The organism is Endozoicomonas sp. 4G, from assembly GCF_023822025.1.
In the GTDB taxonomy this organism is placed as follows: Bacteria; Pseudomonadota; Gammaproteobacteria; order Pseudomonadales; family Endozoicomonadaceae; genus Endozoicomonas_A.
Genome location: NZ_CP082909.1, coordinates 1,549,895 through 1,566,573 on the forward strand (window position 1 = coordinate 1,549,895; position 16,679 = coordinate 1,566,573).

At 46.3% G+C, this 16,679-nt stretch carries 17 protein-coding genes; 11 read left to right on the forward strand and 6 right to left on the reverse strand.

Going from position 1 to position 16,679, the window contains the following annotated elements; translation table 11 throughout:
- Positions 1–215 precede the first annotated feature (215 nt).
- The 3 genes from K7B67_RS05825 to K7B67_RS05835 all read left to right on the forward strand — a co-directional run bounded on the left by K7B67_RS05825 (position 216) and on the right by K7B67_RS05835 (position 3,550).
- Complete coding sequence (locus K7B67_RS05825; RefSeq protein ID WP_252179418.1) at positions 216–647, forward strand: hypothetical protein; 432 nt, start codon at positions 216–218, stop codon at positions 645–647.
- A 180-nt stretch (positions 648–827) separates the two neighbouring features.
- Positions 828–3,044, forward strand: a complete 2,217-nt coding sequence (locus tag K7B67_RS05830) for a hypothetical protein (protein ID WP_252179419.1) — start codon at positions 828–830, stop codon at positions 3,042–3,044.
- Positions 3,045–3,130: 86 nt separating this feature from the next.
- Positions 3,131–3,550 (forward strand): hypothetical protein, encoded by a 420-nt coding sequence (locus tag K7B67_RS05835; protein WP_252179420.1) that lies wholly within the window; start codon positions 3,131–3,133, stop codon positions 3,548–3,550.
- A 35-nt stretch (positions 3,551–3,585) separates the two neighbouring features.
- Here the strand turns inward: K7B67_RS05835 and K7B67_RS05840 are convergent, their stop codons facing one another.
- Together K7B67_RS05840 and K7B67_RS05845 are read right to left on the reverse strand one after the other, a co-directional pair.
- A complete protein-coding gene (locus tag K7B67_RS05840) occupies positions 3,586–4,596 on the reverse strand; it encodes a hypothetical protein (protein WP_252179421.1) in 1,011 nt (336 codons plus the stop codon).
- 81 nt (positions 4,597–4,677) lie between these two features.
- On the reverse strand, positions 4,678–5,565 hold the full coding sequence (locus K7B67_RS05845; protein WP_252179422.1) for a PHP domain-containing protein: 888 nt from the start codon (positions 5,563–5,565) through the stop codon (positions 4,678–4,680).
- A 193-nt stretch (positions 5,566–5,758) separates the two neighbouring features.
- Here K7B67_RS05845 and ispZ point away from each other — a divergent pair, with 193 nt between their 5' ends.
- Genes ispZ through K7B67_RS05865 form a run of 4 tightly spaced genes read left to right on the forward strand, consistent with a single transcriptional unit; the run spans position 5,759 to position 8,035 of the window.
- Positions 5,759–6,334, forward strand: a complete 576-nt coding sequence (gene ispZ, locus K7B67_RS05850) for a septation protein IspZ (RefSeq protein ID WP_252179423.1) — start codon at positions 5,759–5,761, stop codon at positions 6,332–6,334.
- A complete protein-coding gene (locus K7B67_RS05855) occupies positions 6,335–6,634 on the forward strand; it encodes a YciI family protein (protein ID WP_252179424.1) in 300 nt (99 codons plus the stop codon).
- Positions 6,635–6,690: 56 nt separating this feature from the next.
- Entirely contained in the window at positions 6,691–7,389 is a 699-nt protein-coding gene (locus K7B67_RS05860; RefSeq protein WP_252179425.1) for a TIGR04211 family SH3 domain-containing protein, read from the forward strand.
- Between the two features lie 10 nt (positions 7,390–7,399).
- Positions 7,400–8,035, forward strand: coding sequence for a class I SAM-dependent methyltransferase (locus K7B67_RS05865; RefSeq protein ID WP_252179426.1), 636 nt, complete (start codon positions 7,400–7,402; stop codon positions 8,033–8,035).
- Between the two features lie 599 nt (positions 8,036–8,634).
- Here the strand turns inward: K7B67_RS05865 and K7B67_RS05870 are convergent.
- From K7B67_RS05870 to K7B67_RS05885, 4 genes are all read right to left on the reverse strand, one after another.
- Positions 8,635–9,321: a DUF3313 domain-containing protein gene (locus K7B67_RS05870; protein ID WP_252179427.1), complete on the reverse strand. Its 687-nt coding sequence runs from the start codon at positions 9,319–9,321 to the stop codon at positions 8,635–8,637.
- Between the two features lie 191 nt (positions 9,322–9,512).
- Entirely contained in the window at positions 9,513–9,830 is a 318-nt protein-coding gene (locus tag K7B67_RS05875) for a BolA/IbaG family iron-sulfur metabolism protein (protein WP_252179428.1), read from the reverse strand.
- Between the two features lie 102 nt (positions 9,831–9,932).
- Positions 9,933–10,856: a 2Fe-2S iron-sulfur cluster-binding protein gene (locus K7B67_RS05880; RefSeq protein ID WP_252179429.1), complete on the reverse strand. Its 924-nt coding sequence runs from the start codon at positions 10,854–10,856 to the stop codon at positions 9,933–9,935.
- A gap of 18 nt (positions 10,857–10,874) precedes the next feature.
- Positions 10,875–11,690, reverse strand: coding sequence for a hypothetical protein (locus K7B67_RS05885; RefSeq protein ID WP_252179430.1), 816 nt, complete (start codon positions 11,688–11,690; stop codon positions 10,875–10,877).
- Positions 11,691–11,852: 162 nt separating this feature from the next.
- Between K7B67_RS05885 and K7B67_RS05890 the strand changes: the two genes are divergently transcribed.
- From K7B67_RS05890 to K7B67_RS05905, 4 genes are all read left to right on the forward strand, one after another.
- The gene (locus K7B67_RS05890; RefSeq protein ID WP_252179431.1) at positions 11,853–12,992 is read left to right on the forward strand and encodes a hypothetical protein; all 1,140 of its coding nucleotides are present in this window, start codon (positions 11,853–11,855) and stop codon (positions 12,990–12,992) included.
- Positions 12,993–13,130: 138 nt separating this feature from the next.
- Entirely contained in the window at positions 13,131–14,381 is a 1,251-nt protein-coding gene (locus tag K7B67_RS05895) for a hypothetical protein (RefSeq protein WP_252179432.1), read from the forward strand.
- A gap of 330 nt (positions 14,382–14,711) precedes the next feature.
- The gene (locus K7B67_RS05900) at positions 14,712–16,229 is read left to right on the forward strand and encodes a fumarate hydratase (RefSeq protein WP_252179433.1); all 1,518 of its coding nucleotides are present in this window, start codon (positions 14,712–14,714) and stop codon (positions 16,227–16,229) included.
- Positions 16,230–16,322: 93 nt separating this feature from the next.
- A complete protein-coding gene (locus tag K7B67_RS05905; protein ID WP_252179434.1) occupies positions 16,323–16,679 on the forward strand; it encodes a hypothetical protein in 357 nt (118 codons plus the stop codon).

Consider the following 16,679-nt stretch of genomic DNA (forward strand, 5'->3'; position numbering starts at 1 on the left):
GGATGTCGACAGGTTGCCATTCTCTTGCAGTAATAAATGGAGCGCGCATCATACCACTGAAGCAGGGCAGTGCAATGATTCTGTTTAATCGGGAGCTGTTAGTGTGGCTTTTGTTAAGAGGCAGGGGACGGTAGTGCTAGCTTCCGGCTGGCCGATTTATGATTTATGCATATACTTATCGGCATTTTTAAAACCCTGTGAGAGAAGAAAAAGTCATGAAGCTGATTGCGTATTTTTTGCCTCTCTATCTGATAAGTACGGTATTGTATTCAGACGAGCACTGTCTTATATGTAAAAAATATCTGGCTGACAAGGATAAAAAAGCTTTAGTTTGTCAGCATACTTTTCATCAAGTCTGTTATGATGTTTTAGCGGAACATGAACACTTCGCAGATTGCCCAAAATGCTCAGGCTTTATTGATCAACCCTGTAATGGTGCTCTTCATGCGGTTCGTATGTTTACTACTAATGAGGTGATACACTCCTTGATTGTCAGCAATCAGGAAACTCGTTCAGAACTTCAACGTGTTAGAGATGAGTTGCAACGGCAACGGCAACGGCAAAACATTCAATTTGATAACGTAACGGCTACTCTCTTTTCAATTTTTGCTTTTGGGATTATTGTATTATATTGCGTTGGGAAATGAGGGGTAACGCCTTCAATTTGCAATCCGACAGGGCTTTATTGAATAGTGAACTCCTGTGGATTGTTGAAAGACGTTTTTAAATGACCGCTTTCGTTTCGAATACCTGAAATAAATAAAACATTTTCAAATATAACGTCTACTTTTATTGCTTGTCGATAAAACCTTTCGGTAAATTTAGGCATGAAAATCACAAGGCTCCTGACTGTGGGTCACCTGTTTTCTTTATTTATGCTGTCTGTCACTTTGCCGCTTGCTGGTCACTGTGCTGGTTATACCAGCCTGTTGAGCTGGGCGGATCGCAAAGCGGATGGGCAGAACGGTAAAACCGTTTCTGAACTGGAGAACAATCAGTTTTATGTCAACCTCAGTCATTTCAGCGGGTCTTTTGCGATACCCGGAACCTCGGGTACTGCGGATAACAGCAAACCATTCACAAGCTCTAATGGTGGCGGCTTTGGCAGTAGCGACGATTTAGGTGATTTGTTCAAGAGGAGGCCGGGCGGTAGGATGGGCTCCCTTTACTCCTTTGAATGGATGAGTGAGCTGTTCAGTATAGTAATCCTGGTGCCTGGCACTGACGGCCAGACTGTAAAAAAACAGATTTGGGATACCCGGATTGTGCTCAACACCATTTTTCCGGGCCATGTCCCCACCGGGATTGGTCATGCTGGCGGAACCGGAAATAATCAGTCTAGCGGGCAAGCCGACCTTAATAAGGCCTCTCCTGCCAATGCTCAATTTCAAAGCGACTATGGTCGTCAAAATGGTCGTCAAAATGGTCGTCAAAATCAAGGCAGCGGCGGTGGCAGAGAGAGTGGGGACGATGATGGCTCAGGTGGATCACCGAACAGTGGGTTATGCCCGTTTTGTAATAAGCCTGTATTCGCCTTTAATAAATGCAAACACTGCCAGGGTCGTGAATCTGGTGTACTTGAGCAGGAATCAACAGAAGAACTGCCTTCTGCAGCAGAACGAGTCAGGGAGACATCTGAGTCATATCCAGAAGAGGCTGATACTTCTGCAGTCTATGTATTTGAATGGTTCAAAAATCTGGATTCAAATCAAAGCGCGAGAGAAGTTTGTTTTCACAGTAATAGTTACTATAATTTCCCGGCACTTTATAAGCTTTTAACTGAAAGTTTTGTGTCAGATAAAAATACGCTAAGTGAATTTGTTCCGAAATGGCTTAAATTTTTAAATGGCAGTATGTCTATTTACCAGCTTGTTTCAGAAGTTGGTGAATTGGCAAAGTCTCAGGGAATTGAAGAACATATTGAGGTGGCAAGAATTGTTAAAGCACTTGCTATTCACAGGGATGATTTTAAGAGCGAAGCCGGTTTGAAACGGTTTGAAAACGAATTGCAGAACCAGCTAGTTGATAGTTTTGTGTCAGGTAAAAATAATTTAGATGAATTTGATTCGAAATGGCTTGCATTTTTAAATGGCAGTCTGTCTATTTACCGGCTTATTTCATATGTCGGTGAGTTGGAAAAGTCTCAGGGAGGTCGAGATAGTGTTGATTTGACACCAATTGCTAAAATACTTGCTATTCACAGGGATAAGTTTGAGAGCGAAACCGGTTTGATACGATTCGGAAACGAATTGCTCAACCAGCTAAAGAGTAATGGTTTTGTGGCTTCTAATAAACCGGGTCAAGTTTTTTATTCAGGGTTAGATCGCCAACATAAAACAGTATTAATTAATTATATTTATCGGACATTTAAAGAAGTGAGTCGGTCGCTAAAAGCTGAAATATTCCCATCAAGTTTTATAGTAATAACAATGTTTCATAAGTTTGCCAGAGATGTTTATGATATGTATGGTTTTGGTGTGCCCGATCCGTACCATGATCGTGGGGAGTTAACAGAAATTATTAAGATTGGGGTTCGTGGTGAATATTCTTTTATTACTTTGCATAACAGAAAGTTTTTAGTTGGAACCGATATTCAATCATTTCATGATCAGGCATTAAATATTAGTGCCAATCAATTTATAGGTGAGTATGAGATTGAAGCTCTATTGACTGCTTTTGTTCTTATAAGATCAATGTACGGAAAGCGTTTAGAAGATGTATTCAATGAAAATTTCTTTTTTGAGAAAGATGTACGCAGTGAGCAACTTGAACTTTTAGCAACCTTCACCTCAAAAGCCTGTGAACAGCTTGTTAAGCTTCTGGAACAGAAGGGAGAAAAAGACAAATTTATACATAGTATGTTTTTGATCTTTGGTATGGCTCCTAAGGAGCTATTTGGTGAGCTATCAGATCAACTGTCTGATGAACTACCGGATCAACCGTCTTATGGACTATCCGATTCTGAACTTGTTCCGTTTAAGCAAGCCATTGTAGAGGCAGCCCCAGATCCACAGTATCAAATGGAGCGCGCATCATACCGCTGAAGCAGGGGACGGTAGTGCTAGCCTCCGGCTGGCCGATTTATGCATATACTTAACGGCATTTTTAAAACCCTGTGAGAGAAAAAGTCATGAAGCTGATTGCGTATTTTTTGCCTCTCTATCTGATAAGTACGGTATTGTATCCAGACGAACACTGTCTTATATGTAAAAGATGTCTGGCTAGCAAGGATAAAAAAGCTTTAGTTTGTCAGCATACTTTTCATGAAGGCTGTTATGATGTTTTAGCGGAACATGGACACTTCGCAGATTGCCCAAAATGCTCAGGCTTTCTTGATCAACCCTATAATAGTGGTCTTCATGCGATCCATATGTTTACTACTAATGATATGATACACTCCTTGGTTGCCAGCCATCAGGAAACTCGTTCAGAACTTCTACGTGTTAGACATGAGTTGCAACAGCAAAAAGCTCAACTTGATCAAATAACGACTGCTCTCTGTACATTGTTTATTTTTGGGACTGTTGCATTATGTTGTGTTGGGAAATGAGGGGTACCGCCTTCAATTTGCAATCTGACAGGGCTTTATCGAATAAACGTCAGATTTATGGGTATGAAATGAGTTTTATTTTCAGCGGAATAATAATACGTTTTCTCAAAATTAAAACACTTTTCATCAAAATCGGCATTTTTAAAAGAGAATGGTAAATCTTTTCTGCCGTCCATTGAGCCAAACGGGTAGGTACCCTTGTTTATGAATTTTAATTCGTAAAAAACACCTTCTTTACTATCAAACAGTAAATCACTGGGTCTTTTTTCATCGCCCAGAAAAGTTTGTTTGAAGGTGATGTTTTTTTTATCAAGATATTGTTCAGCAAATTCAAAAAAATTACCGCTGTCTTTCATCCGTTTAACAATGCCGCCAACAATAAATGCCTTGATATCTTTCATGGGAGCATACTGAGTTATTTTGGATAACATAAAGTCAAAAGATGCTTCGCACATGTCATTTTGCATAAAGTGACTCATTATGGCGGTTTGCGTATTTTGATCCCAGAACACTACCGCATGACAATCGCCAAGATATGTAATGGTTAAAAACCTGGGTTGCTCAGGCTTTGAAAGTGATGTTAGTGCAATTTGATTTTCTGCAATATGCATACAGGTATATTCGTGTTCTTTCGTTGATACTGACAGGTAGGCGGTGGGTAAGGAATGAGAGATTACACCATCAATAATGTTTTCATCAAACCGATGGCTTTCCAGTAAAATCGGGGTCATTCTATTGTCTTGTGAATACTTGAAAGACAGCAAACAATGACGAGGGATTATTTTTCTGATTTCTCTATCAGTGGTGATTTTATATTCTGTTGATTCATGCTCTCCATAAACAGAGGGTTCAACCAGTAGCTGATTACGCTGCAGTTGATATTTTATATTGCAACCTTCTAAAACCTTTATAACTCTTGCGTTAAAACTTACCGGCACCTCAATCTCTTTCAGTTTTAACTGCTCTGGAGTCAGCTTTACGCTTCCTTCACGTTCTGAGGAATGGGACCTTGTTGATAAGGTCCCGGTAAAAAAATGTGCATCCATGCAATTAATCTCTTCCTGAGTTGATAGCTTTGATAGGCATCAATGGCAGAAGTTCATAACACAGGTGTTAGTGATTCTTACCTACCAGTTCTCCCAGACGGGCAAGCTGTCATCGGGAAGTTCTGATGCTTTGCCCAGTTCTACCCATGGATTGGCCGGGGTGTGAAAATCACTGGCTCTTGAGGCTTTGAGTTGGAAGTCTTCGCAAAGGCTGGCCAGTGTTTCCCGTTGCCCGGGAGGTTGCTGACAGCCGCTGACTTCAAGGGCGTGGCCGCCAGCCTGTTTAAAGTCTTTCACCAGAGCCCTGAGTTTGGTGCGGGTCATTTTGTACTTTCCGGGGTGGGCTAACACAGCCGTACCATCCAGGGCTCTGATCCAGGCTATGGCCTGACTCATGGGAGGCCAGAACGCCTTCAGGTTGCCTATTTTCTGATGAGACAGGTGTTTATCAAAAGCCGCTTGCATCTCATTAACGTAGCCTCTTGCCATCAGCCAATAGGCGAAGTGAGGGCGACCGGTCTGGATATCGTTTCTGGATAACACAAAGCCGTCTGCGGATTGTTTCTGCCGGTTCAATGCCAGATCAATCACTTCATCCATCAAAGCGTCGGCACTGATATCCAGTTTCAGCTGTTTCACCAGGCGGTTGGCAATCAGCCGTGATCGCTGCTTTCTGGCAGAGTACTGGTGATCAATAATGCTCTCAAGGTCGGGATGGGACAGGGAAAAGTTCAGGCCGACAATATGGATTTCCATGCCAGACCAGGTGGTTGAAAGTTCCATCCCGGTAATCAGTCTGGGGCCTTCCAGCGTTTTGCTTTTGAGGAACTGGTGTGCGGCTACCGAGTCATGATCCGTAATAGCCAGTATATCGACCCCTTTATCATGTGCGCGTTCATAAACTTCCAGCGGTCCCATGGAGCCATCGGATGCAGTGGTGTGACAATGGAGGTCAACATTCAGGGTCATTGCGATACAAATAAGTAGTAACTGTCAGTACACTCTACCACTAATGGAACTGTAAAGGCTTTTAAAAAGTTGGCGTGATGGCTCCGGTCAGACATGGCAATAAACCGGTTCCATAGTAAACTACAGGTTGATTTAAAAAGCTCCTATCGCACCGGGCGAAGCAAGGCAACAGGGTAACCCAACTGGTTTAAGTATGAAGCAACTGATTGATTTTATTCCACTGATCGTTTTCTTTACGGTCTACAAAATGGACCCCAGAATGGTGGATGTGGCTGGTCATTCCTTTGAGTTGGGAGGGCCAATCAGTGGTACTTTCTTCCTGATTGTGGCTTCTGCCATTGTTTACGGCGGCATCTTCATCAAGAATAAAACCCTGGAAAAGAGCCAGCTGATTACTCTGGTGGCGGTGGTGTTATTTGGTGGCATGACGCTGGCCTTCCAGAATGAGAGCTTCCTGAAATGGAAAGCACCCATTGTCAACTGGATCTTTGCTGCTGCCTTCCTGGGCAGTCAATTCATTGGCCAGAAAACGCTGGTTCAGAGAATGATGGAACACGCCGTCAGCCTGCCGGAAGAGGTCTGGGTTCGTATGAATCTGAGCTGGGTTGTATTCTTTATCTTTCTGGGTGTCGCTAACCTTTATGTCGCCTTCACCTTCCATGAGTTCTGGGTCGACTTTAAGGTGTTTGGCAGCCTGATCCTGACGTTTGTCTTTGTCGTTTTGCAGTTCCTGGTGATTTCAAAACATATGCGGACTGAGGAAAAATAAATGCTTTACGCGGTTATCAGTGAAGATGTTGAAAACAGTCTGCCCCTGCGCAAGACAGCCAGACCCGCTCACCTGGCAAGACTTGAGGCGTTGAAATCCCGGGGGCGTCTGATCCTGGCAGGTCCCTGTCCTGCCATCGACGCTAACGATCCGGGTGCAGCCGGATTCAGTGGCAGTATTGTTATTGCTGAGTTTGATAGCCTCGAAGCGGCGCAATCATGGGCTGATGCAGATCCTTATGTGGAGGCTGGTGTGTATCGGTCCGTGAGTGTGAAGCCTTTTAAGAAAGTACTTCCCTGATTTTTCCGTGATAGAAGGTTCAGCAGGTTCCAAGAAGCCTGGTTAAGAGAGAAAACGTGAAAAAAACCATATACAAATTGTTTTTGTTTCTCAGTGGTTTAGTACTGCTGGGTTCCATGGCTCAGGCTGAACCGGTTCAGCCTGAAACTCGCTATGTTACGGATGTCGTTTATGTGCCGCTGCGGACAGGCCCGGGTAATCAATACCGGATTTTACACCGGGGTCTGAAAACAGGGCTGAGCATGAAGGTTCTGGAAGCGGATGCCGGAGAAGGATTCAGCAAGGTCAAAACCGCTGACGGGCTGGAGGGGTATATCCCTAGTCAGTACCTGGTAGCGGAACAGCCGGCCAGAGAGCGTCTGCCAAAAGTGCTGGGTGAGGTTTCCCAGCTGACGAAAGAGAATACGGCTCTGAAATCCGAACTATCTGCCGCTGAGAATGAACTGAGCGGTGTTCAAACCTCACTTAAAGAGACCACCGGGCTGCTGGATGATAAAACCTCTGAGTTTATCGCCCTGAGAGAAGCAACCGCTGAGCCCCTGGCACTGGATCGTCGAAACAAGCAGTTGATGGAAGAAAATCTGCAGCTGAAAAACCGGATCGAGGTGGTAGAGGCTGAAAACAATCAACTGGCTCGCAGCACCAGTATGCGCTGGTATCTCTATGGTGGCGGCACCATTATGATAGGCATTCTGCTGGGGCTTTTCCTGCCCATGATTCGGTTTCGCAGGAAGCCGTCGTCAGACTGGATTTGAAGGAAAGGCGATGACGGTCATTGTGAATCCCGATATCGAGGAATATTGCCATAACATTACTGGCGGTGAGTCACCACTTCTGAAAGAGCTGGCCCGGGCGACGGAAGACCGGACCCGCTACCCAGGTAACATGTCAGGAAGAATGGTGGGGCAAACCCTGAAAATGCTGGTGGCTCTGAGCAACAGCAAGAGAGTGCTGGAAATTGGCATGTTCACCGGCTACGCAGCTCTGTCCATGGCGGAAGCCCTGCCGGACGATGGCGAAATCTACTGTTGTGAAACGAATCCGCGAGCCATTGCCATTGCCGAAGAATTTTTTGCCCGGTCGTCCCATGCTCATAAGCTAAAGGTGTTGTTTGGCAGGGCATTGGAAACCATTCCTTCGATTGCGGGCGAGCTTGACTTTGTGTTCATTGATGCCGACAAGAAAAAGTACTTTGAATACCTGGAGCTGATTCTGCCGATGTTGAAAAAGGGCGGCGTTATCGTTATTGACGATGCCCTTTGGAAAGGCGGTGTCTTGAATCCTCAGGATGAGCGGGATGAGGTCATTGCAGAGCTTAACCGTTATCTCTCTGCCAGGGCTGATCTCGATAATATTCTTTTACCCGTCAGACATGGTCTTCATGTGGTACGAAAGATCTAAATTTGATTATCCCTTCTCAGGCAGCCGGGTTCACAATCTGGAAGCCAAAGAAATAAACACAGGGAACAAAATGAATAGACGATGATCAAAGATTGAAATTATTTGAAGGACAGGGAAAGGAATAAGACATATGGACGGAATCGCACCACCCAGCAATCCAAACAGCAATCCAAACAGCAACCCAAATAATCAGCCACTTTATCAACTGCCGACAGACAACTGTCCTGTTTGTCTCGAAGCTTTTGCCGGAAAGGCAGTTAGGGTGATCGAAACATGCGGCCATATGTTTCACGAAGGCTGTCTGAAGCCCTGGGTACCGGTAAGTTCAAGCTGTCCTTTATGCAGAACCAGTCTCAGTGACAGGGACGCGCAACCAGCGCCTGCCAGCGTTGGTAATCCTGACCGGCCAGGAAATGCTCCATTGGACCGGCGGAACATGATTCGAGACTGGTTATCATCGCGCATTTCAGCTGCGACGGGTGGTAGGGGATTAACCTCTGCCGATAGGATGGTAGACATTTTAAGTGGGCAGAGAGGCCGACGTCGTTAGCTTTGCAGGCTGTCTGAGGTTTCTCGCAGACAGCCGTGTTGTTGGTTGTCTACTGTTGTTTGCCGATCATACTGTCCAGACCAAGGTTGTAGGATTCCAGCCAGTCATCCAGAACCGCTTTCACATCTTCTTTGGTGACTTGGTCATTATCTGACTGTTTGTTGATGCCTTTGCGCAGCACTTCGCCTTTCAGTTCGCCTGTTTCACCGTCTCTCAATTGTACTTCCAGATACAGCGCCACGATGTAATCCAGTTGGTCGGTGGCTGTCTTGAACAGGGTTCTGGCAACGGCGATGGGGAGTACAAACTGTCTGGCTTTGAGGTCTTGCATCTCTGATACAATGCCGGTGATGGCAGGTTGAATCACCAGCACACCCGGTCCCGGTTTTTCTGCCAGCATACCACGCTGCTTCAGGCTTTCTTTGAAACCATTATTCAGGTATTCAGCGACTTTAGTCGCCACTTCATGTCGGGCATCATTGGTTGCGTTGTAATTAGGGAACAGATTGACGGGCTCAACATAGATTTTTTTATAGTTTTTCAGGTCGCCGCTGACCCAGCGCATGGCGGTGTCATCGTCAAACGATGTGAGTCTTTCATAGTTTTCCAGGTGACCGCTGAAGGGTTGTTCTTCCGTGTCAATCTTTTGCTGCGATGAGCAGGCTGTCAGCAACAGGGCGCTGATCAGTATCAAAGGCAGAGCGAGAAGTTGGCGTGTTTTTTTATAAACAGTCATAGTGTGAGTCGTTTTTTGATTAAGGTCTTTTGATTAAGGACTTTTGATTAAGGTCTTTGTTTTAACTCAGTAGAGTGTCTACTAATGCCTGTCGTTTGAACAGTACGATTTACCGAGATCATCTGTTAAAAGAATCCCCCGTGTCCCACCGCGCACGCTTGAGGGATTCCGTGGTTTTGATGGCCTGGCGGTTAATGTATTTTACTGCCGCCTTTGCAGTCAGGGCTGTCAGGAGCCTGCTCCTTACGCTTTTGCCACTCGTCGGGGGTATAGGTGTGAAGCGCCAGGGCATGAATGCCTCCCTGCATTTCGTCAGACAGGATTTTGTAAATCAACTGATGGCGTTTAACGGGCATGGTGTTCTCAAACGCCCGGCTGACCAGAACAACTTTAAAGTGGGACTCAGAACCTGGTGGCACATTGTGCATATGGCTTTCATTGGCTATTTCAAAGTATTCAAGCTCCAGGGCTGTTGTCAGTTTGTCACTGACTTGAGTTTGCAGAGTCATGCTTCCCACCTTTTTAATCTTGCTTGGTTAATCTTGCTCGGATGATCAGATAGATGGTCTCAGATTAACAGGAAGGCTGATGGTTGCGAAGGGAAAACTGGATCAGAAGGGTTCACTGTTCAGAGAGAGGCACTCAATACCCGGGCGAAGAGAGCAGGCGTTTTCAATAGCTGCGTTGAATGCCGTGTCACCGGCACAAATAACCCGGATTGACGGCGCTGTCGCTAACGCTGAATCCAGCCATTGTCCATAATCCTGTCGGCTTGTTGTCAGGGTATAGCGGAATTGATCCATTTGTGAGAGTGTTTCCAGGGATTCAAGGCAATAGTGATCGTTGTTATTGGACGCTTCGTGAATGAGATGAATATTCAGTTGAGATGAGGGCTGATTGCTCATAGCTTCACGGGCATAAGCCAGTAACGGGACCAGTGCCATTTCCTGAGCGATAAGTATCTGGGCAGGCAGCAGATTTCCACAAAGGTTTATTCCACGGGGGCTGCTGATGCGGATTCTCTGTCCTGCTTCGGTAGCATCATGCGCCCAGGTGCTGAAAGGGTCGGCCACCTTGCGCTGGACATGGATGACCATTGCCCGGTCCGGTGTTGGCGCTGAGGCCAGGTAGCATTCTTTTTTCAGCTTGGTTCCTGTGTCAATGCAGACGTGCTGACCGGGAAAGTAGGGCACAGGATGTCGGGGCGCGAGTGTCAGGGCCATGATAGTAGGCGTTAAGCATTGTTTCCCGGTAATGATGGCCTGCGTATGACTTCTGGTGGGCAGGGAGACGGTCATATCGTTTTCAGGCAGACACTGGCACGCCAGGAAATACCCCTGGCGCACTTTTTCACGGCTCAGGCAAGCCTGGCTCTGTTCCGTGGGCTGACCTGTATCAGCTTTCATTATGCAGGCATGACAAACACCTGAACGGCAGGAGAAGGGTATTTTTTCACCCTCTGCCAACAAAGAGTCCAGCAGGCACCGGTTTTTATCAACCGGGTAAGTCCGGTTAAACAGTGTAATGTCAGGCATAGTGATATCTTACCTTGTCTAAGTGGACTCAAGAATAGTGTATTCGAATGAGTCAATGCCTGTTATTTCTATAGTGCCCTGACCCGATAACATTGGATAGGGAACCAGAAAGGTTACTTGATATCTGGTGGTTTGTTTCTTGTTCCTGCGAAAGCCAGAATCCTTGAGATTCTGATTGAAGGGTAATGAGGCCGTGGAAAACAGGCTAAAAGGCGCTAATGAGCCCTGTGAGATATCTCCGACATGTGCGCCATGACGGGCAACATGGGCGCAAAGTTTGAGCTGCGATAGAGCTTCATCATAGGTACTTGGAGCATGGTTTGTTGTGTATAAAAAATCCAAACTAAGGAGGGTTGTTCCATCATTTAAAACGATGATAAAACCAATATTTTCATTCTGGTCAACAAAACCTGTGGGGTCAGCTGAAAACTGTACAACGTGAACTGTACTTATTGCTCTTCCTGTGAGGTCTCTATCCGTGTTCAGAGTGGGAGAATGCCTTTCAATGGCCGACAGTAAATATTGCTCGACATTCTCAGGTCTGGTGTAGCCATTGATGTGTCGAATTGTTGTGCGTCCTGTTTTATCCGTATATTTAAAAGTCAGTGGATCAATGATTTCTACGGTTGCCCAAGTCCGGGGGCAGAAAGAAACTATAACAAATAGCAAAAGATGTAGTTTTTTAAGCATGAACTTACTCGTATTAAAAAAGCCGGTGGTATTTTTTAGTTTTAAAGTGCGATCTATAAAGCGTAATAGGGAGAACTGCATCAATATAGTCATAATTCGGTAAGCTAACAAATAATCCAAAGAGGCTGCTGCACTGACCAGCAAAATTTGAACCAGGCGTTATGTGCTATTATTGACTGCCATTGGTGATCACAGATGAGCAAGTGTGTGATGCTCTAGTAGTCAATCAGGTGGCAAACCATGCTTTCCTTTGATCTTATCGTAAGAATGTTTTTTGCCCTTGCTCTCGCACTTGGACATGCGGTAATGAATGCTAACGCAGATGATGATTTGGTTGATAGCATCACCGAGTACAGTGTTATTGTCGATGGCGTATCCAATGAAATAGTCGTCACGCATCGGCAAGGGGGTGATTGCCACCTTATTATCTCACAAACTCCCGGTTCCCTGCCTGATGAACAGTTACCACAGCCAAGCATTGCCATTATCTTTCCCGAAAGTTTTTATAGTCAAAACCCACTTGTTACTGTGGAGCTCTGGCCGCCTTCATACTCTTTAACTCAAGATCGTTTGTCCCGTCCTTTTGCGGATGAAGGAGTACTTGGTCATGAGCCTCTTCACATGCTTTCACATGAGAGTTTAATTCAACTGGCAACCGGGGGCGACCAGCAATCTGTTTACCCACTCGCTCTCCCGATGGGGCCCATTGAAATTCAAAATAAGGATCGGTTATACGTCATTGACCCCATTCTTCAACATCCGGTAGTCACTGCCTGCGCAGGCAATCTTCCAGCCAAAACTGCTGCGTCTAAAACTGCTTTTTCCAGGACAGCTTTTTCCAGGACAGCTTTGTCCAAAACTGCTTCATCCAGGAGTCAGAACAAACCGGCATCGCTAAAACCACCAGCTTCAGGCAAAAGCATCCGCACCTCACGAGCACAACCCTCAGAAGCAGGGTCCGCCACTGTGGCTTCTTCTGCAAGCGCCGCTTCAGGTGGGCAGGGCCGCTATCAATTCCATATCACAGGGCAGCTTTTATTAGGCATCGAATCCCCATGTACGGCAAGAGCAGGAGAAAGAAGGATGAGAAAAAAAACAGTGACGGTTCCAGTCATCATGCTTGTCAGCACCGACCCTGCGCAAGGCGCAGCCTGGATAGACTCGCTTTCATCCACTGGCCCGGACTATGCCGTTAATATATTTCGCCAACCGTCTCAGGCCAGCTCGCCCATCAATTCAGTGCCGGATGATAGCCTCCAGAAAACCTGGGAGAAAGTACGCCGTCGGGCAATGCGAAGGATCAGGGAAGAGCAAAGCCGCCGGAAAGTTCGTGGTGTCAGGTGGCTAACAGGGTTCCCGGCATCCTCAGAGGTTAGGGCAATGCCATTAATGCCAAAAATACAATTACGGGTAGTCGATCATACTGATTCCGTGAGACGAAGGTAGAATTTAGTCTTTAAACTCGATTTCCTGCTAAGTTAAAGGCTGTTTGCGTTATTCTGGGCAGTGTTGTATTCGATAGTCACGGAGGAGTCAGATACAAGACTGTAGTTGTTTAGTGGTCAATAAGTCAGGTAACAAACTATGCCTTTTTTTAATCTTTTTGCAAGAGCTTTGTTTATTCTGGCACTTGGATATACGGCAATAAATGCTAACGCAGAAGATGAAGATGATTCGGTTGATAACATCACCGAGTATACCGTTATTGTTAATGAGATATACGATGAAATTGTCGTTACACATCGGCAAGAGGATAATTGCCACCTTGTTGTTTCACAAACGCTCAGTCCTTTATCTGAAGAACAGCCTCGACAGCCTGAACAGCCAAGTGCCGCAATCATCTTGCCTGAAACTTTTTTTTATGGAAGTCGACTTTTTGATGCGGAACTCTGGCCTCCTTCTTACTCTTCAACTCTGGATTATTTGTACTCTCCATCTTCAGATGAAGGGGTAATAGCCCGTGACACTTTGCAAATGCTTATCCATAAAAATTTAATTGAAATGGCTACTGAGGATGACGATCAACATAGTTACCCAATTATTCTTCCAATGGGACCCATTGAAATTCAGAACAAGAATCAGTTATACGTGATTGATCCCATTATTTACAACCCCGTAGTGACTATTTATGAAAGCACTGCTTCAGCCAGCGCAAATAAACCATCAGCTTCGGGCACAGGCACCCATCAGGAGGCCTTGCCATCACCGCAGAAAAAGGGCAAGTCTCGTGCAAAAAAGCGGACAAGGGACGAGTCTCATACAGATACATTAGCTGAACATCCCCCACGACCGGCACCGGCAGAAGAAGAGTCCTCTGCCGTGGCTTCTTCTGAAAGCACTGCTAGCGATGAGGATGAGGATAAGGATAAGCAGGGTCACTATCAATTTCAGATCACAGGGGTGCTTCATTTAGGCATCGAAACCCCATGTACACCAAGAACAAAAAAAAACAGGAAGAGAAAAAAAACGGTTGAGATTCCAGTCACCATCCTTGTCAGCAGCAACCCTGCAGATGGCACAGTCGAGATGGACTCTCTTTCATCCAGTGACTCAAAATACGCCATTAATATAGTTCGCAAACCCTCTCAAGCCTGCTCGTCAGTAGTGGATAAAAGCTTTCAGGCAATTTGGGAGGTAGTAAAGAAACGGGCATTTCAAAAGATCATGTCAGAGCTTAAAGGCCCGCAAATTTATAGTATCAGGCGGGTGACGGAGTCCGCACCAACTTCAGAGACCCGCACCAGATTGTTGACTCCTCAGTTACAAATACAGGTCGTCGAGGATCGTGGTTCCATGCCCAATTTAGTGGATGTGCATGTAAAACCCGACCCTTAATTTCGACTTTCTGCCAGATCAACGATTGCCTGCGTGACTGCGGGCATTCCTGCATTCGTGACGGGGCTGTGCCCATCATTCATTTTAAGTATTGTCTGTCGTTTTTTTCGGTGATCCGCGATAAAAAGTGAAAGATCCTGTTTTCGATCAATGTTTTCTGATGTGAAGCGTTGATATACTGGCCGGACAAATGAGGAGGGGAAACCCTGCGAAAAAACAGAGCCGGGTAACCGGCCAGGGTCCGTTTAACGCTTGCAAATCTGAGATCTGTTGAAGCTGCGCTTTGAGTTCGACAGGTTCCCAGACTGATTATGGGAGTTGGGGAGCGCAATGCCACTAATTCGTGAAGAGGATCTGATTGAGAGTGTTGCTGACGCTCTTCAATTTATCTCCTGTTATCATCCGCTGGATTTCATTCATGCGGTTCATGACGCCTGGAAGAAAGAGCCGTCCAAGGCGGCTAAAGACGCCATGGCCCAGATTCTGATTAATTCCAGAATGTGCGCCATGGGCAAGCGGCCTATTTGTCAGGATACGGGTATTGTTACTGTCTTCCTGAAGATTGGTATGAATGTCCGCTTCGAAGGGGATCAAAGTATCGAGGATATGGTGAATGAAGGGGTGCGCCGCGCCTACACGCACCCGGAAAATGTGCTCCGTGCCTCCGTTCTGGAAGATCCTGCCGGTGCCCGCAAAAATACCAAAGACAACACACCTGCCGTTATCCATATGACCCTGGTGCCAGGGGATACCGTTGATGTTCAGGTGGCAGCCAAGGGTGGAGGCTCTGAGAACAAATCCAAGCTGGCGATGCTGAATCCCTCGGATGATATTGTTGAGTGGGTCAAGAAAACCGTACCGACGATGGGTGCAGGCTGGTGTCCTCCGGGTATGTTAGGCATCGGTATTGGTGGTACCGCTGAAAAAGCCATGGTGCTGGCCAAGGAATCCCTTATGGAACCTGTTGATATCCATGAACTCAGGGAGCGCGGACCCAGTAACCGGGTTGAGGAACTGCGTCTGGAGATTATGGATGCTGTCAACAGTCTGGGTATTGGTGCACAGGGTCTGGGTGGCCTCACCACGGTGCTGGATATCAAGATTAAGGACTACCCGACTCACGCCGCTTCTTTGCCTGTAGCGATGATTCCAAACTGTGCCGCCACACGACACGCGCATTTTGTACTGGATGGCAGTGGTCCCGTTATTCAGGAAGCTCCGAGTCTGGATGATTACCCTGAGGTCGCCCTGGATATGAGCGAAGGGGTACGTAAGGTCAATGTTGACGGCATCTCCAAAGAAGAAATCAAGAGCTGGAAGCCGGGTGACACAGTACTGCTGTCAGGAAAAATCCTGACCGGTCGTGATGCTGCCCACAAACGCATGGTTGACATGATGTCCCGTGGCGAAGCTTTGCCTGTTGATCTGAAAGGTCGCTTTATTTACTACGTAGGACCGGTTGATCCGGTGCGTGATGAAGTAGTTGGCCCCGCAGGTCCAACCACTTCTACCCGTATGGACAAGTTTACCCGTACTATGCTGGAGCAGACAGGTCTGGCTGGAATGATTGGCAAGGCAGAACGGGGTGATGCTGCGATTGATGCCATCAGGGATAACGAGTCTGTTTATCTGATTGCCGTAGGTGGAGCCGCTTATCTGGTTTCCCAGGCGGTCAGGAAAGCCGAAGTGGTTGCCTTCCCTGAACTGGGTATGGAAGCTATCTACGAGTTTGAAGTCAAGGATATGCCGGTGACCGTGGCAGTGGATCACACCGGTGATTCTGTCCACAAAACCGGACCGCAAATCTGGAAGCAGAAGATCGAAGAGCAGGTTCTGGATATCAAATAAGTGCTTATCTGCCTGATTTTATTAGACTGTTTTAGAGCGCAGCGAAACAGGGTTCTATAATCAATTTATGAATTCAGGCAGTAAGGACGCATTATGGTTGACGATTCTGATCAGGCTGAACCCGCCTCCGGTGGGGAAGATCCTGAAAAAGCGGAGTTTCTTTTTTTCTGGCAGAACCTGTTTGCAAGGATTAAACGGTTCGCCTCTGACAGGCAGGACATTGTCAGAATGGATGATGCTTCCAGAATCGTCAGGGCCAATTTGTTGAGCCTTCAGATTGAAGGTCGATTCGAGCATTTCTGGATTGAAGAGCAGACAGAAGGTCTTGAAGAAGACGGTGATTCTCAGTCAACCGTTGGCGATGAGCTGTTTTCAGAGCTGCTGGCTACTCAGGAAGAGTGGATACGGCTGCAACGGCTCAGGGATCAATTGCGGAAAAACAACGATTAA

Coding starts and splice junctions, on each gene's coding strand:
- K7B67_RS05880 (WP_252179429.1), bottom strand. CDS start 10,856: ATGCCTGACATTACACTGTTTAACCGGACTTACCCGGTTGATAAAAAC.
- K7B67_RS05890 (WP_252179431.1), top strand. CDS start 11,853: ATGAATGCTAACGCAGATGATGATTTGGTTGATAGCATCACCGAGTAC.
- K7B67_RS05865 (WP_252179426.1), top strand. CDS start 7,400: ATGACGGTCATTGTGAATCCCGATATCGAGGAATATTGCCATAACATT.
- K7B67_RS05855 (WP_252179424.1), top strand. CDS start 6,335: ATGCTTTACGCGGTTATCAGTGAAGATGTTGAAAACAGTCTGCCCCTG.
- K7B67_RS05845 (WP_252179422.1), bottom strand. CDS start 5,565: ATGACCCTGAATGTTGACCTCCATTGTCACACCACTGCATCCGATGGC.
- K7B67_RS05895 (WP_252179432.1), top strand. CDS start 13,131: ATGCCTTTTTTTAATCTTTTTGCAAGAGCTTTGTTTATTCTGGCACTT.
- K7B67_RS05825 (WP_252179418.1), top strand. CDS start 216: ATGAAGCTGATTGCGTATTTTTTGCCTCTCTATCTGATAAGTACGGTA.
- K7B67_RS05905 (WP_252179434.1), top strand. CDS start 16,323: ATGGTTGACGATTCTGATCAGGCTGAACCCGCCTCCGGTGGGGAAGAT.
- K7B67_RS05900 (WP_252179433.1), top strand. CDS start 14,712: ATGCCACTAATTCGTGAAGAGGATCTGATTGAGAGTGTTGCTGACGCT.
- K7B67_RS05870 (WP_252179427.1), bottom strand. CDS start 9,321: ATGACTGTTTATAAAAAAACACGCCAACTTCTCGCTCTGCCTTTGATA.
- ispZ (WP_252179423.1), top strand. CDS start 5,759: ATGAAGCAACTGATTGATTTTATTCCACTGATCGTTTTCTTTACGGTC.
- K7B67_RS05830 (WP_252179419.1), top strand. CDS start 828: ATGAAAATCACAAGGCTCCTGACTGTGGGTCACCTGTTTTCTTTATTT.
- K7B67_RS05835 (WP_252179420.1), top strand. CDS start 3,131: ATGAAGCTGATTGCGTATTTTTTGCCTCTCTATCTGATAAGTACGGTA.
- K7B67_RS05840 (WP_252179421.1), bottom strand. CDS start 4,596: ATGGATGCACATTTTTTTACCGGGACCTTATCAACAAGGTCCCATTCC.
- K7B67_RS05875 (WP_252179428.1), bottom strand. CDS start 9,830: ATGACTCTGCAAACTCAAGTCAGTGACAAACTGACAACAGCCCTGGAG.